The following is a 15,109-nucleotide window of genomic DNA, read 5'->3' as shown; positions in this document are numbered from 1 at the left end:
GTATGAACGAAGCAGACACAAGAGCAGAACTCATAGACCCCAAGTTAAAGGCTTGCGGTTGGGGCATTGTAGAAGGCTCAAAAATTCTTCGTGAATACAACATTACCGCAGGTAAAATTCAAACAGGTGGTGTAAGAGCAAAAAAACTCACTGCCGATTATGTGTTGGTATACAAAGGAATAAAACTGGCAGTAGTAGAAGCCAAAAGCGATGATTTAGAAGTAGGCGAAGGTGTAGCACAAGCCAAACAATACGCAGAGAAATTAAAATTAGAAACTACTTATTCTAGTAACGGAAAAGAAATTTATAGCATCTGTATGAAAACAGGTGAAGAAGGTTTGGTTGCCGATTATCTGACACCCGAACAACTTTGGAATAAGACTTTTGCTGTTCAAAGCGAATGGAGAGAGAAATTTTCTGCCATTCCATTTGAAGATGTTGGCGGAACAAAAGGAGCAAGATATTATCAGGAAATTGCGGTAAACAATACCTTAGAAGCAGTTGCCAATAATGCAGACCGCATTTTATTAACCCTTGCCACAGGCACAGGAAAAACATTCATTGCTTTTCAAATTGCGTGGAAATTATTTCAAGCACGTTGGAATTTAAAACGTGACGGAAGCCGCAGACCACGAATTTTATTTTTAGCAGATAGAAATATTTTAGCTGACCAAGCCTTCAATGCTTTTTCTGCATTTCCCGAAGATGCTTTGGTTAGAATTAGCCCGAAAGAAATCAGCAAAAAAGGAAGTGTTCCAACAAACGGAAGCATCTTCTTTACCATCTTTCAAACCTTTATGACGAATGCTAAAGTGGTTAAGAAAATAGCGCCAGCAGAGCCAAATTCTTTAGCAGCAGAACCTATTGTTGAATATGGTAGTGAACTTTACAATTTCGGACAATACCCAAAAGACTATTTTGATTTTATCATAATTGACGAGTGCCACCGAGGAGGAGCAAACGATGAAGGAAACTGGAGAGGAATTTTAGAATATTTTTCACCAGCCGTTCAGTTAGGTTTAACTGCAACACCTAAACGCAAAGACAATGTAGATACTTACAAATACTTTGGTGTACCCGTTTATGTATATTCACTCAAAGAAGGTATTAATGACGGTTTCCTTACGCCATTCAAAGTAAAACGTATCAAGACAACCCTTGACGATTATATCTACACCAGCGATGACCAAATAATTGAAGGCGAAATTGAAGAAGGTAAACTTTACACCGAACCCGACTTTAATAAAATAATTGAAATAAAAGCAAGAGAAGCAAAACGTGTTCAGATTTATATGGACGATGCCAACCAAAAAGAAAAGGCAATTATTTTTTGTGCTACACAAGACCACGCTGCCGCAGTTCGTGATCTGGTAAACCAATACAAGAAAAGCACCGACCCGAATTATTGTGTTCGTGTAACTGCCAATGATGGAGAAGTAGGCGAACAGTTTTTAAGAGAGTTTCAGGACAACGAAAAAACAACTCCGACCATTTTAACCACTTCGCAAAAACTCTCAACAGGTGTTGATGCAAGGAATATCCGCAACATCGTTTTGATGCGACCAGTAAACTCAATGATAGAATTTAAGCAAATTGTAGGACGAGGCACACGTTTGTTTGATGGCAAAGACTTCTTTACAATTTATGATTTTGTAGATGCTTACCACCACTTTGCCGACCCTGAATGGGATGGAGATGCTTTACCTTGTGAAGTTTGCGGACAATTAGTGTGTGACTGTCAAATTGGACCAAAACCACCGCCGCAACCTTGTAAAGTTTGCGGACAAGCACCTTGTGTTTGCGAGAAGAAACCGAAAGAACCTTGCGAAATTTGTGGTGAACCATTTTGCGACTGCAAAAAGCGACAAAAAATAAAAGTGAAATTGAAAGACGGAAAGGAACGTGAAATACAATCATTGATTTCTACTTCGTTTTGGAGTGCAGATGGCAAACCAATTTCAGCAGAAGAATTTTTGAATAATCTGTTTGGCGAATTGCCAAACCTTTTCAAAAGCGAAGATGAATTGCGGATACTTTGGAGCAGTCCAATTACCAGACGGACACTATTAGAGAAGTTGGATGCAGCAGGTTTTGGCAAAGAAGAACTGAACACCTTGCAAAAACTTATTGACGCTGAAAAAAGCGACTTGTTTGATGTGTTGGAATATGTGTTTAACAGCGATGTAAAACCAATGACAAGAGAAGCAAGGGTTGCAGCAGCACAAGCGACAATTTTCGCCTTGCTTGACAACAAACAAAAAGAGTTTATAGAATTTGTTTTGAGCAAATACATTGAGACAGGTGTAGAAGAACTAGACCAAGAAAAACTACCAATCTTGCTGACAAATAAATATCAATCGCTTGAAGATGCGAAAGAAATTTTGGGAGACGTGGCAAATATCAGCAGACTGTTTATAGAATTTCAACAGCATTTATACAAACAGAAAGCAGCTTAATGACAGGATACAACCGACACACAACCAACGCTTATTTATCCCACCCACAAATAACAGAAGTATGATAGACTGGAACAGTAACAACATTTTAAAAATCAACAATGACATTGACTGTTTCAGTAATGACAGCATTGATGAGACTAAAATTGATGACCTCAGAAAAAGAATTGAACCATGGTTGACAGCCATTTTTCAAAGTGAACATTTCTCTTTACTTATCGGAGCAGGTCTTACAATTGGCCTAACTTATCTTGCTGATGTAAAGGCACAAGGTATGGACAGAATTGAATTTGGTGTTAATACAAAAGAAATTAAGGAATGGGCTGATAAAAGTGCAAAGGAATTAGGGAGAGGATATGCAAATATTGAAGATGATTTTAGAAGTGCAATAGAGTTGTTGCAAGGTCTGAAAATTCAAGGTAGTGGTGACGCTGTTGCTCTTGAGAAAGAAATAAATGTTCAATTGGATAAATTTATCCGAAACATAATCAAGACCGAAAAAGAGTTTAACCAAAGCAAAAAACACCAAGACGCATTAAACACACTTAAATCTTTCCTTATAAGCTTTTCAAGTAGAACTGCAACAAGAGAGAGAACGAATATTTTTACAACGAATTACGATAGATTTATCGAACTGGCTTTAGACAATGCAGGAATTTTAACTATTGACAGATTTGTAGGTAAAATAAAGCCGATATTTAGGACAACAAAATTAGAATTGGATTACCACTACAATCCTCCAGGGATTCGAGGAGAACCAAGATATGTCGAAGGTGTCATAAAATACACAAAATTACACGGGTCAATTGACTGGAAATTTGATATAAACTCTATAACTAAATTACCTATTGAATTTGGTGTTGATGAGACCACGAACCAAATACCAGCTTCACCTAAAGATTTTTCTGTTATTTATCCGAACTCTTCAAAAGGAATCGACACTGCGTATTTCCCATATTCTGAATTATTCCGTGACTTTTCAACTGGTGTTTGCAGACCAAATTCTGTAGTGGTAACTTATGGTTATGGGTTTGGTGATACACATATCAATCGTGTTATTGAAGATATGTTATCACTACCTTCTACACATTTGGTAATTATTTCTTTTGACACAGCTTCTGGGCGAATTATGAGCTTTTACGAGAAAATGAATCCAGCACAGGTTACGTTAATAATTGGTAGTCATATCGGTAGTTTACAAAACTTAGTTGAAAATTATTTACCGAAAGCTGCTATTGACAGAATCCAAGAAAGACTTGTAAAAACATTAGAAAAAAGAGGTGTGACGGAACATTTCAGTAAAGCTAATGATGAAAATGAAAGTTCAAAAACAGTTCAAGCAACGCCAATAGCAACTCCTAAACCAAATGGCGATGAATAATTTCTACGACTTTGATGAAATCCGCAATCTTACAATTGGAACAATTGAATCAGTTTCACCGATTGAAATTAAAGTTTTATTGGAAGTTGATGCACCGCAAAATGTTGCAATAAACACAGGTGTTCCAACACATTTCCCAAAAATCAATGGCTATGTATTAATTCCTAATGAAACGGGAGCAATTGTAGGAGTAATAAATTGGATTGGAATTCAGCATTCAAATTATCCAATTCGTAAAGGATTCAAAGATTTTGATTTGATTGATTTACCATTTCCATTAAGAAAAATGGTTATCACTCCATTAGGTGTTTTGAAAAAGAAAAAGGATAGTACTTATGAAATCCAAAGAGGGGTTTATAGTTATCCTTCAGTTGGGGACAATGTCATTCTCCCAACAGATAAACAGCTTACTGCAATTGTAGAAAATCCTGATGGAAAATTTGAGATAGGTAAAGCACCAATTGCAAGCAATGCACCAATCAAAGTGAATCCTGATAAATTGTTTGGAAGACATTTAGCGATTCTTGGAAATACAGGAAGTGGAAAATCTTGTTCGGTTGCAGGACTTATTAGATGGTCACTAGCCGAAGCTGACAAGGTGAAGACTATTACTCAATTAAATTCAAGATTTATTATTCTAGACCCGAACGGTGAGTATTTTGATGCATTTAATGATTTAGGTTCAAAGAAAGTAAGGAAGTTTACGATAAAATTAGATGAATCTGACTCAAACTTTGAACAACTAAAAATACCTGCTTGGATGTGGAATTCTCAGGAATGGATTAGTTTTTCTCAGGCTGCTCCAGGTGCTCAAAGACCTTTATTACTTCAATCTCTTTTAGATTTAAAAAGAGGCAAACAGTTAGGTAATTCAAATATCATTAGAGTTCATAGTTTCTTGAATTCTAGTAGAAATTCATTACTTACTTTTTTAGGGAATCTTCCCACTACAGCGACTTTTCCTCAGTTTATGGGTATGGTTGGTATTTTTCAAAATATATCTACTGATTTAGACTTTCATTTATCAGAAATACCCGTAGATAATCAGCCATTATCAGATGCTTACAACCAGTTAAATACCGACTACAAGCGAACATTGACAAGTAGGGAATGGCAGGCAGGTAGATTCAATTCATTCTCGCATCAAGACATAAGTTCAATGATAACGGGAATTGATTCTGTTCTTTCTCATATTCAATTAGGCGACAATGAAACAAGTAAGATTAACCCAGATACCCCTATCAATTTTGAACTAAATGATTTGATTCCATATTTAGAACAGCTTGCGGAAAATCAAGGAGGAAATATTTTGCAATTTGTTCAAATGCTCTCATTAAGAATGAGATTTTTATTTTCTGATGAGCGATTAAACGGAGTTGTTCAACCTAAGGAAGACATAACACTTGTTGATTGGCTGAATCTATACATCGGTTCAAACGATGCGGAAAATGGTCAAATTACACTGATTGATTTATCCTTAATTCCCTCTGACATTATTCACGTTGTTGTTGCGGTTCTTTCTCGTTTGACATTTGAAGCTATTCAACGATACAGAAAAATTTATAAAAAGGAACTACCAACAACAATTGTATTAGAAGAAGCACATACTTTTTTAAGGGAGTTCAATAGCAACACAAACAATATTTGCTTAGAGACATTTGAGAGAATTGCAAGAGAAGGCAGAAAATTCGGACTAAGTATGGTTTTATCTTCTCAAAGACCTTCTGAACTTTCCCAAACTGTTTTATCACAGTGTAATACATTTTTACTTCATAGAATAGTTAATGACAGAGACCAAGACCTTGTAAAAAAATTGGTACCTGACAGTCTTAGCGGTTTGCTGAAAGAGTTGCCAATTCTACCTTCAAGAAAAGCAATATTAGTAGGTTGGGCTTTCCCTATTCCAGTTTTGGTTGAAATGAGATTTTTGGATAAAGAACACAGACCACAATCAAACGACCCTGATTTTTGGGACGTTTGGACAGGGAAGGAGAAAAGGGAAATTGATTGGACAAAAATTGCAAATGACTGGCAAGGCATTAAAACGACAGAAAAAAATATTGCAACACCAACAATTGACAAAGTTGACCACGAATCTAATAAAGTTGAACCCAAAACTAAAAAAGATGATGACCTGCCCTTCTAAGCCATACACATTTGCAAGCCGCACAAGGTACAGAAGAAGGCAAAGTTTGCAGAAGAGTGTGGCTTCCAACCGCACAGGGACACTGCAAACTCGACACGACAGCACTTCGACAGAAAGAAGGGCAGCTTGTAACAACGGGTTTAAGAAATTGGCGGTTCAGTGGTTAAATCAAGTTCAGTTTTTCAATCAAACTTTTGTGCAGGTTGACATTTTTGTGCTCCGAAATCGCCAACTTCCTAAACCTGTAAACAGTTATGGGCAAGGCTAACAGACCGCTACAGCATCTACAATGACAGATAATTTCACCATAGACCAAATCAGAGATGAGATAATAAAATTTAAAAACGACCCCGACTTTCAAAAGTTGGAGAACTTTTATTATTCAAAATCATTTTCAGAAATATTGGGAGTAAGCAGACGAGAAGTAAGTCATAGTGGCTTTCTTGCTTGGCTACTTGGCAATTTGGAAAGTCACAACTTAGGCGAATTTCCAATCAAAAAGTTTTTAGACATCATTCTAAAATTCAGTAATGACAAACTAAAAAGTAAGCATAGCGACCTATTTAATTCATTTGTAACAGAAGACTATTTAATTGAAAGACTATTCATCAAGTCTGAATATGCAATTAAAAATGTTGGTAGGCTTGATATTTACATCGAATTGACACTTTTAATCGCAGGAAAAACAAAGAACATCAAGTTAGTAATTGAAAATAAAGTTGAAAGTAGAGAAAATAATGATCAAACTAATAGCTACTTTAATTTCTTTAGCCCAACAGAAAATGATGACAATATTGTAATCTATGTTTATTTAACACCAATATCTACACTTGAACTCATAGAATTAACTGAACCTGAATGCAGCTGTAAATCGTTCATTCAAATTAACTATCAATCAATTGTTGATTACTTAATTGAGCCTGCTTTAAATCAAAACATTTCCACACGAACACATAATATACTAACGGAATATTTAAAATCTTTAAGCCAACCTTCAATAGACGAAGAAGCGGACGGACATAAACAAGAATTAATTATGGCACTTGGAAACGAAGAAAGAAAACTACTGTCAAGTTTTTGGGAGAAAAACCAAAAATTAATTTTAGCATCACTTTATGCAATCAGTTCTGACCCAGAACAAGAGAAAGACACAAGAGACAGCATACGTGAAGCACTTGACAGTTTATCTTCTGAAAAAGACAGAAGCACATATAACATTAAATATAAGGGTATTGTATTTAAACAAAACTTTAAAAAATCAGATATTGGACTTCAAACAATAAACTTGTTAAGTTCAAAAGGTTTAATTGACGACAACATTATCAATTATCTTAAAGAAGATAAAAGTTGTAGCTTTCTGCTATTGAAAAAGAAAGAAGACTTTACTGAAACAGAAATCAAATACAGAAAATATAAATCGAATGACGCACCCGAACTGATTTTTAACGGTGAAGAATTTTATGTGGCAAGAAATTGGGGGATTGGAAATATCCACAAACTCATAAATAAGTTCACTGCCAAATTTCCAGGACTTGAGTACGAAACAAATTAGTAGTGGACATAGAAACCCAGTCCATAACAAAGTAATACAAAATGCGGGTGTGAACGGCTTCGATTGGACATTTGAGCAAGGATGAACTTCCGTTCGTCGATTTAACCTTAATGCTAAAAATCCCCATCTTCGGTAATACCCAAAACGTTAACCGTCATTCTAAAAAGACGACTTCAAAAAAGGGGCAGCTGAAAACTGACCAGAGTAGGCAGAACATAGACAAAAATAAAATGGGATTATTTGACAACTTCTTGAAAAAGAAAGGTCTCCCTCGAAAAAATGAATTATCTCGACAGGGCTTAGGAAATGAAGCCCGACGCAGTGGTTATTTCACAACAAGGGTTGGACAAATACCAATTAAAGAACTGTTTCAGAGCAGTGACTATTTTGAGGTAGATATTTTTAAATGTATCAAAAATGCGTTCCAAGTAACCATTTTCAGAATTGAATTCAAAAAGAATCGCCATTCCTCTTACAAAGGCACATAAATGCAAAGGCTTTTATAATGGCGCGATAACTCAGGTGGTTGCAATGTTGGATTCATAATAAGAAGTTTGAAGGTTGGCTAATATCCTTTAATTATATACAACATTTCTGAAATTCTTAAGCGAGAGAATAAATAAGAAATTATGAAGTGGGTGGTGAAGGTGTGACACCACAAACCTTAAAAACATGAAGTACCTTTCGTGCTGCATTATCTGGCAATAGCCTGGCGCCACTTATAGCTTTTGATAATGTACTTGGTGGAATTCCAGCTGCAAGTTCTAATTGACGAAGATTAAAAAATTTTGCATCACGAATATATATTACAAGATTTTCGCTATTCATAGTCATATTTTGGGGTTTATTCTTTGTTATTGATTGGTGTATTTTTTCCATTATTACGATCCCTCTCCCAATTCTTCAATTCCCACTTCGCACTAAGTGGTCTGCTAGTGCTCTGGTTCCTCGCTACAAATGTTATAAGCGCTCCAACGCGCCCCTAACTCTTGTTTTAACATCCTCATTCAAACCCGCGGGACTGATCCCTTTGATCTTATCCAGGTTCCCCATTATATATTGCAACAACTCGTGCGATCGGTAAACCCTGATCCTTATGCGCAGTCCGCCGGCATCATGCACCAGTACCTCCTGCGAGCTATGTATTGGCTGCGATAGCACATAAGGCGCCTGCTCCGGCAAATAATCCAGGATCACTTCTTCTGGCTCCTGGTAATGCATCTGCGTAATGCCGAAAGAATAACGGAAATAATCAACCGAATTAAATCCCGGCTCCTGGTAAAACTTAGCGCGGCGGCCATCTATTCTATTGATCCTGTCCAGTCCCAACACAATTACCGATTCCGCCCGCTCAGAGTATCCCACCAGGTACCAGCGGTTGCGATACTCCTTCAACAGGTAAGGCGAAAAAATATGCTCCTTTTCCTGTCCCCCGTACGACTGGAATCCGATGGCAACCGCCTGTTTCTCCATGATTGCTTTTAGTAGTTGCATCAGCCATTCCGTTCCAGGCGATAAGGCCCCCGTTTCCATTTGTATGATCTCCGATTCTTCCTTGCCGATCACCTTCCCGATCCTATATCCCTCGATCATCTTGCCCACCGCTTTCTGAAACTGTTCATATAAAGATGTGCCCTTCAATTGTTGCAGCATTGCCGGCGCCAGGTCAATGGCCTCGATCTCTTCATGGGTTAGGGGAAACTCCCGGATACTGAACCCGGGCTGCGCATATTCATAACCGCCACGCTCTTTGTTGAAACGGATCGGCGCCCCATAAATATCTTTCATGGCACGCAGGTCTTTGTTGACCATCGACTCCGAGATCGATTGCCCCAGCTTCTCCGCAATCTTATTGCGCAGGTCGCCCAGTCCCGGGTAGCGCCGCATCGTATTCAGGAGGCAATCATCAATAACATGATATCTTACTAAAGCACTTTTATTTGCCGGCATATTCTTTCCGATCTGTTTCCCATCTAAGTTAATTGTAAATAGATTGCAAGTGAACCCGCTTTCTTTGCACCCATGTTCACCTCACCCGCTAAATTATCCCGCGCCGTCTGGGGCTTCATCATCGGCGATGCCCTTGGCGTTCCCGCTGAGTTTTGCAGTCGCGCTGAGCTGCAGCGCTCACCCATCACTGATATGACGGGCTACGGTACGCACAGCCAGCCGCCCGGCACCTGGAGCGACGACAGCTCCATGATGCTCTGCACCCTCGAGAACATCCGCGAGGGCGGCAGCATGGAAACCCTCGCCAATAAATTCCTCGCCTGGTATCGCGATGCCTATATGACCCCTCATGGCGAGGTCTTCGACATCGGCATCACCACCCGCGCCGCACTTATGAAATTGCAGGCAGGCATTCCGCATACAGCCTCTGGTGTTTCCGAAGAAAGGGTAGCCTGTGGGAATGGCACCCTGATGCGGGTACTACCTTTTGCTTTTTCAACGGCTTATGCCGCCAGGGATTCAGCCGCCCGATTCGCTATGGTCTCCGCAGCCGGCGCCATCACCCATGCACATGCGCTTCCGCATCTCTGTTCCTACTTCTATGCCGAACTCCTCCATCAGCTTAGCAATGATCTCCCCGCCGCCGATGCTCTTGCCATCACCCGGCAAACAGTTGCGTCCATCATTGCGGCAATGCCTGGTACAGCTGCTCCGGCAATGTCGCTATCACTACTGTAGCAATGTCTGATACAACCATTCAGGCATTGCCTGATACAGCCACTGCAGGAATTCCTGGTTCAACTGCCTCAGAAATGTCTGATACAACCGTTGCACCAATGCCTGATAAAACCGCTGCGGAAATTCCCGACACTGCATTCGCGGAACGTATGGCTTCCATCCTGGATAGAATTCTCCATACAGATTTTACCGCCCTCCCTATTTCGGAAATCCGTTCGGGAGGTTATGTAGTGCATACCCTTGAGGCTGTTCTCTGGAGCTGGTTAAATGGAACCGATTATCGCAGCATAACATTAAAGGCCGTCAATCTCGGTGATGATACCGATACTGTTGCCGCCCTCGCCGGCGCCCTGGCCGGAATCACCCACGGCCCCGATAAAGAATGGATGGAAGCTATTGTTGCGCCTGATAGGATTCATGCTTTACTTAAATAGCGGGCTCTTCCAAATCGCCATCTCTGATGAAAGCATGCATTATATTTTATCCGCCTGTGTTCATGTACTCTTTACCATCTCCGGCAGTAGGTCGGAATTTCCGACATACTGCAGGCTCATACAATTCGTATTCTCAATGGCTATTGAATGAATTAATTGCCTGGCTTAATACTAATAACTAGTGAAAGGAATTAAGGTATCTTCTTACCGGGTGTGCAAATTTTGCACATTGCTTTCTGCGGCCAGTTCACCCTCCTCGAAAATGTTTGAGATGTGCTTTGTAATCACAGATCACTGAATTTCACCGCCTTCAATTTACAGATCGTTAATATTATTGCTACTATATCTTTTTAGGCCCCTGTTTTATATTGATCCATATTTAGAACATTTTGCGCACTTATTGTTTCATATATAGATCAATATAATAACCTTCTTTTTCGGACCAATCGCTTTTACTACTTGCAGTTTTCTGTTCATTAATCCTTCACGCTTCAATTCTTTTAAACCCGTTGACTTTTCTGGATGCAATTAGACAAAATATTTTATGCAATTGCCCCTTGGCCACAGGGTGAAATTATGTTGGATGTCGATCACCAACACCACCTTTGACGGCAGTAGTTTAGCTGACCCCGCATCCGACTGGCATTTATTCCTGCCGTACCTTGCGCTAATGAAACTTGTTACGGACCTCTTCGACACCGATATGCCTCACCGGCCCGCTTTCAGCCTGTACAAAGAACTGCTGAACCTCGAAAGGGACTACCGCAACAACCAGCCTGTTATTCACCAGGTCAAACAGTTGATGGTGCAGTACCCCGGCATCCCCGATCCTGCCTGCCTGCTGGCTAAGGTCTATGCCGACCAGGGAAAAGAAGCCTTGTTCCTGAATCTGCTCACCGATCTGCGAAAACGTTTCCCGGATTCTCCCCTGGTGCTGAACACCCTGGCTACCGGCTGCCTCCAGAGCAATAGTTTTGATGAACTGGAACTAATGGCCAACCTCAACCTGCCCTTTGAAGCACAGTTCCCCAACCGGAAACAGGTGGATCTGCAGGAATGGTTCCGGTATGAACTGGCTTCCCTGCATTGGATGTTGGCCAACCAGGATCATGACGGGGCATATCAACGGATTCTATCCATCCTGCCAAAACTGGAAGAGGTTCCGCACGACCCCTTACTGTATGCCGAGATCGGGGAACTCCTGGAAGATCTGGTGGAGCAGGATGAAGCCACCTCCGTAACCCGCGACCTCCAGGAAATGCTGCAAAAGAAAAGCATGGCCGCACTCTATCACCCCCGCCCGCCTTTCCGTCACCCCGAAACCGCTATCCTGCTACGGCCCATGGTTAAGGCAGATATTCCTCTCCTTTTGCAATTAATGGAGCTGCCCAAAACCTCCTTGTTGGCGGACCTCCGGCAGGCTATCCGCGACAGCTACTTCAACCATGCCTATTACAAGGAAACCATCGCACCTGATTATTTTCCGGACCTGGTTTTGGTGGGCTTCACCGTTATGGTAGCAGTGGAAACCGATACCCCACCCGTTTCCGATACCCCTCCCGACAGCCTGCACGACTGGCTGGATTTCTTGCACAAGCCGGCGGATTTCATTGATTTTTGGCTGGGCGATTACCTCAATGAATTTTGTTTTCTGTTCGCCTGGAAATTAGGCCGCAACCACTTATCGCTGGTGGAAACTGCCTTAAGGGAACCCTTCCGGCACGAATGGGCCCCGGTTAGTCTCGCCACGGCACTTATCCTGACGGCCCTCAAAGAACCGCAGAAGAAACCGGAAGTCCTGGATATCCTGGAGCGCACCCTTATTTACTGGCTCAATCAACCAAGGCAAGAAAATCCGGAGCACCTGCTGGCAACCCTCCTGGAATATGGCATCATTAACGCCTACAGCCGTTTCCTACCCCTGCTGGAACAGGCAAGGGCAGAAGACCGGCTTGATCCGAAACTTTATGGGTCCACCATGGAGGCATTTATAGTGGAGAGTGAATACTGGGTGGAGGAGGACATTCAGGAACTCGGCAAATCGGCAATGAGCCTGCAGGATCAACTGGAATACTTCTTCAGCGAATTACCCGATAATCCTCTTTCGTCCTGATGATTACCTTCTTTTTTAATACCCCACTTAAAGCACAACTTTCGATTTGTAATATTTTCCTACACCCGCGAAACCATCGTTACTCATTCACAACCTTTTCTTCAATAGCCACCATTTTCTCCACTTCGCTCGCCGTACTTTTCACCCCACTCTCAATCTGCTCATCTTCAGTTATCGTCTCGTCTTCATTCATTTCCAGCACCTCACTCACCATCTCCGGCGGCAACTTCTTACTATTCTTAATCTCCAACTTCCTCATATCCTCTGCCTGCTTCAGTACTGCTCCCCGTCCACTCGTGAGTTTATTATGCGCCTGATTATAATTCAACTGCAATCCATCTATAGCTTTTCCAATGCGCTGGAAGTCCTCCACAAAACCCACGACCTTATCATAAAGTTTTCCCGCCTTTTCAGCAATAGCCGCCGCATTCTTACTCATACCATCTCTCTTCCAGAGATCATAGATAAGTTTCATGGCCACCACCAGGTTAGCCGGACTCACCATCAGAACATTTTTCCGGTACGCATAATGCTGCAGGTCAGGATCGCCCTGCAAGGCCGTGATATAAGCCGCTTCCACCGGCAGGAACATGATCACCATATCCAGACTGCCCTTGAACTGCGGATAGTTCTTTCCACTAAGTCCATCAATATGATTACGAAGCGATTGCTGCAGGCTCTTCAACAACAGCACCTGTGTATCGGGATCTTCTTCCCTGCATAACTGGTCGTAATGCGAGAGCGATACTTTTGAGTCGATGATCAGCACCCGCTCATCAGGATACTTCACGATCACATCCGGCCTGATCCGCCCGCCCGCTTCATCCTGCGCCGAGGCCTGCAGCTCGTAATGAACGCCTTTTTGCAGTCCGCTGTATTCCAGTATCGTCTCGAGGATCCACTCACCCCAGTCGCCCTGCTTTTTCGTATTACCGCTCAACGCCACCGCCAGCGATCGCGCTTCCTTAGCAAGCGTGCTGTTGAGTTCCATCATCAGGTTCACCTGCGCCCGCAGCGATATCCTTTCCTCGCTTTCCGTTTTGTAAGATTTCTCCACCTGCTCCTTAAAATCTTTAAGGTTTGTTTTCAGCGGCTCCAGCATCACACTCATTTCTTTCTGCTGACTTTCATTAAAGCTCTTCGTCTTCTCCGAAAGGATCTCGTGCGCCAGCAGGCTGAACTCCTTATGCATCTTATCCCTCAATTGCTCGAGGTCGGTTTTCTGTTCCCTATACAAGGTAGATTGCTGATCGAGCTCCGCCTTCAATTGCACACTGATCTTATTCACTTCAATCCATTCCCTTGTCTTATCCTGTAACTGCTGAATAAGCGATAGCTTTTCCTGTCGCAACATCTCCAACTCTCCATTTGCAATCCCATGCGCCATCTGCACCCGGCCCAATTCCGCCCGCGCCGTGTTCGCAGCATTTAGCAATTCAACGTGCTGGATCTTATGCTGATCCATTTCACTGCTGAGTTGCCGCCCGCGCTCGTTGAGTAATGCGTTCTGGGTGATGCCCTGTTGTTGTTTATTGTACAGCAGGAATATGGCCACCAGAGCAACCACGCAGATGATGACCAATACAATCGTAAGAAGATCCATAGTGTATGAGTTAAGACCTAAATATACGCGGGGATAATGCAACCTATTTGCAATTGGGTTTCCATTCTCAAACGTTATTTACAAATCGCAAGTAGGAACAACTTTACCTTTTTTAAGAGGCTGTGTTTTTATTGATACATTAATAGGTCAGTAAAGCTTTTATTGCATCATATATGGAACACTAAAAACATCTTCTTTTTCGAACACCACCTTTACCCTAAAATCAATTTGTAAAACAACGCATGAAACCAATGACTATAAACCAGGGCACCATTATGAAACATATGCGCCGGTGCGCCCTTTGACCTTCATTTCACGTGTATCGAAGAATAGGCTTCCTTAATTTCCGCGGACCAATGCGTTTTGGTTTATATAGTGAGAATTAAAAACCTAAAAATGAGTGTCCAAATTGGCACAAAATAATTTTAGTCTAAGTTGTTTTTATCAATGCCAGCTTGTTTAAGTACAGCAAGGAAGGTGCCTTTTTTCATATCCTTGCCACCATGTACCGGCACGATAACTGTTTTATTGGTAACAGGGTTGTAAAAGAGGTGGTGTGAACCTTTGGAGCGTTTGAAAATAAAGCCGTGTTGTTCCAAAATTTTGATAAGATACTTTGGGCTTAGGTTCATACCGTTTCAAGGGTTAAAGAATATTCCAAAGTATTGCTATCATCGGGAATGGCTTCCCCTCTTGCCTGCAATTCTTCAATATACAATTCAATGGCTTCTTTTGC

12 protein-coding genes are annotated in these 15,109 nt (G+C 41.4%); 8 read left to right on the top strand and 4 right to left on the bottom strand.

Annotated features, from left to right (window positions below; genetic code table 11):
* The first annotated feature begins 2 nt into the window (after positions 1 to 2).
* The 5 genes from hsdR to HY58_RS06865 all read left to right on the top strand — a co-directional run bounded on the left by hsdR (position 3) and on the right by HY58_RS06865 (position 8,023).
* Entirely contained in the window at positions 3 to 2,456 is a 2,454-nt protein-coding gene (gene hsdR, locus HY58_RS06885) for an EcoAI/FtnUII family type I restriction enzme subunit R (RefSeq protein WP_039129897.1), read from the top strand.
* Positions 2,457 to 2,517: 61 nt separating this feature from the next.
* A complete protein-coding gene (locus tag HY58_RS06880; protein WP_052323911.1) occupies positions 2,518 to 3,837 on the top strand; it encodes an SIR2 family protein in 1,320 nt (439 codons plus the stop codon).
* Positions 3,830 to 5,983, top strand: coding sequence for an ATP-binding protein (locus HY58_RS06875; RefSeq protein WP_072037593.1), 2,154 nt, complete (start codon positions 3,830 to 3,832; stop codon positions 5,981 to 5,983). The genes HY58_RS06880 and HY58_RS06875 overlap by 8 nt, the downstream gene beginning before the upstream one ends.
* Positions 5,984 to 6,272: 289 nt before the next feature.
* Positions 6,273 to 7,535: a PD-(D/E)XK nuclease family protein gene (locus HY58_RS18770; RefSeq protein WP_052323910.1), complete on the top strand. Its 1,263-nt coding sequence runs from the start codon at positions 6,273 to 6,275 to the stop codon at positions 7,533 to 7,535.
* Between the two features lie 110 nt (positions 7,536 to 7,645).
* Entirely contained in the window at positions 7,646 to 8,023 is a 378-nt protein-coding gene (locus tag HY58_RS06865) for a hypothetical protein (protein WP_039129896.1), read from the top strand.
* Positions 8,024 to 8,162: 139 nt separating this feature from the next.
* Here HY58_RS06865 and HY58_RS06860 read toward each other — a convergent pair whose 3' ends face one another.
* On the bottom strand, positions 8,163 to 8,363 hold the full coding sequence (locus tag HY58_RS06860) for a helix-turn-helix transcriptional regulator (protein WP_156123602.1): 201 nt from the start codon (positions 8,361 to 8,363) through the stop codon (positions 8,163 to 8,165).
* A 132-nt stretch (positions 8,364 to 8,495) separates the two neighbouring features.
* Positions 8,496 to 9,485: a YafY family protein gene (locus HY58_RS06855; RefSeq protein WP_039129889.1), complete on the bottom strand. Its 990-nt coding sequence runs from the start codon at positions 9,483 to 9,485 to the stop codon at positions 8,496 to 8,498.
* A gap of 72 nt (positions 9,486 to 9,557) precedes the next feature.
* Here HY58_RS06855 and HY58_RS18765 point away from each other — a divergent pair, with 72 nt between their 5' ends.
* The 3 genes from HY58_RS18765 to HY58_RS06840 all read left to right on the top strand — a co-directional run bounded on the left by HY58_RS18765 (position 9,558) and on the right by HY58_RS06840 (position 12,770).
* Positions 9,558 to 10,223 carry an ADP-ribosylglycohydrolase family protein gene (locus HY58_RS18765; protein ID WP_052323909.1) on the top strand — a complete coding sequence of 222 codons (666 nt, stop codon included), beginning with the start codon at positions 9,558 to 9,560 and terminating at the stop codon, positions 10,221 to 10,223.
* Between the two features lie 2 nt (positions 10,224 to 10,225).
* Positions 10,226 to 10,657 carry an ADP-ribosylglycohydrolase family protein gene (locus HY58_RS06845; RefSeq protein ID WP_039129886.1) on the top strand — a complete coding sequence of 144 codons (432 nt, stop codon included), beginning with the start codon at positions 10,226 to 10,228 and terminating at the stop codon, positions 10,655 to 10,657.
* A 583-nt stretch (positions 10,658 to 11,240) separates the two neighbouring features.
* On the top strand, positions 11,241 to 12,770 hold the full coding sequence (locus tag HY58_RS06840; RefSeq protein ID WP_039129882.1) for a hypothetical protein: 1,530 nt from the start codon (positions 11,241 to 11,243) through the stop codon (positions 12,768 to 12,770).
* Positions 12,771 to 12,849: 79 nt separating this feature from the next.
* Here HY58_RS06840 and HY58_RS06835 read toward each other — a convergent pair whose 3' ends face one another.
* Both HY58_RS06835 and HY58_RS19995 read right to left on the bottom strand, forming a co-directional pair.
* On the bottom strand, positions 12,850 to 14,373 hold the full coding sequence (locus HY58_RS06835) for a DNA recombination protein RmuC (RefSeq protein WP_052323908.1): 1,524 nt from the start codon (positions 14,371 to 14,373) through the stop codon (positions 12,850 to 12,852).
* Between the two features lie 425 nt (positions 14,374 to 14,798).
* Positions 14,799 to 15,005, bottom strand: coding sequence for a type II toxin-antitoxin system HicA family toxin (locus tag HY58_RS19995; protein ID WP_039129879.1), 207 nt, complete (start codon positions 15,003 to 15,005; stop codon positions 14,799 to 14,801).
* Positions 15,006 to 15,109 lie beyond the last annotated feature (104 nt).

This window comes from Flavihumibacter sp. ZG627 (assembly GCF_000814325.1).
Lineage (GTDB): Bacteria > Bacteroidota > Bacteroidia > Chitinophagales > Chitinophagaceae > Flavihumibacter.
The sequence above is the reverse complement of the archived record's forward strand: the minus strand, read 5'-3'. Positions and strand labels throughout refer to the sequence as shown.

What these genes read in the sequence shown, in the direction of transcription:
- hsdR (WP_039129897.1), top strand. Translation starts at nt 3, where the DNA reads ATGAACGAAGCAGACACAAGAGCAGAACTCATAGACCCCAAGTTAAAG.
- HY58_RS06880 (WP_052323911.1), top strand. Translation starts at nt 2,518, where the DNA reads ATGATAGACTGGAACAGTAACAACATTTTAAAAATCAACAATGACATT.
- HY58_RS06875 (WP_072037593.1), top strand. Translation starts at nt 3,830, where the DNA reads ATGAATAATTTCTACGACTTTGATGAAATCCGCAATCTTACAATTGGA.
- HY58_RS18770 (WP_052323910.1), top strand. Translation starts at nt 6,273, where the DNA reads ATGACAGATAATTTCACCATAGACCAAATCAGAGATGAGATAATAAAA.
- HY58_RS06865 (WP_039129896.1), top strand. Translation starts at nt 7,646, where the DNA reads ATGCTAAAAATCCCCATCTTCGGTAATACCCAAAACGTTAACCGTCAT.
- HY58_RS06860 (WP_156123602.1), bottom strand. Translation starts at nt 8,363, where the DNA reads ATGAATAGCGAAAATCTTGTAATATATATTCGTGATGCAAAATTTTTT.
- HY58_RS06855 (WP_039129889.1), bottom strand. Translation starts at nt 9,485, where the DNA reads ATGCCGGCAAATAAAAGTGCTTTAGTAAGATATCATGTTATTGATGAT.
- HY58_RS18765 (WP_052323909.1), top strand. Translation starts at nt 9,558, where the DNA reads ATGTTCACCTCACCCGCTAAATTATCCCGCGCCGTCTGGGGCTTCATC.
- HY58_RS06845 (WP_039129886.1), top strand. Translation starts at nt 10,226, where the DNA reads ATGTCTGATACAACCATTCAGGCATTGCCTGATACAGCCACTGCAGGA.
- HY58_RS06840 (WP_039129882.1), top strand. Translation starts at nt 11,241, where the DNA reads ATGTCGATCACCAACACCACCTTTGACGGCAGTAGTTTAGCTGACCCC.
- HY58_RS06835 (WP_052323908.1), bottom strand. Translation starts at nt 14,373, where the DNA reads ATGGATCTTCTTACGATTGTATTGGTCATCATCTGCGTGGTTGCTCTG.
- HY58_RS19995 (WP_039129879.1), bottom strand. Translation starts at nt 15,005, where the DNA reads ATGAACCTAAGCCCAAAGTATCTTATCAAAATTTTGGAACAACACGGC.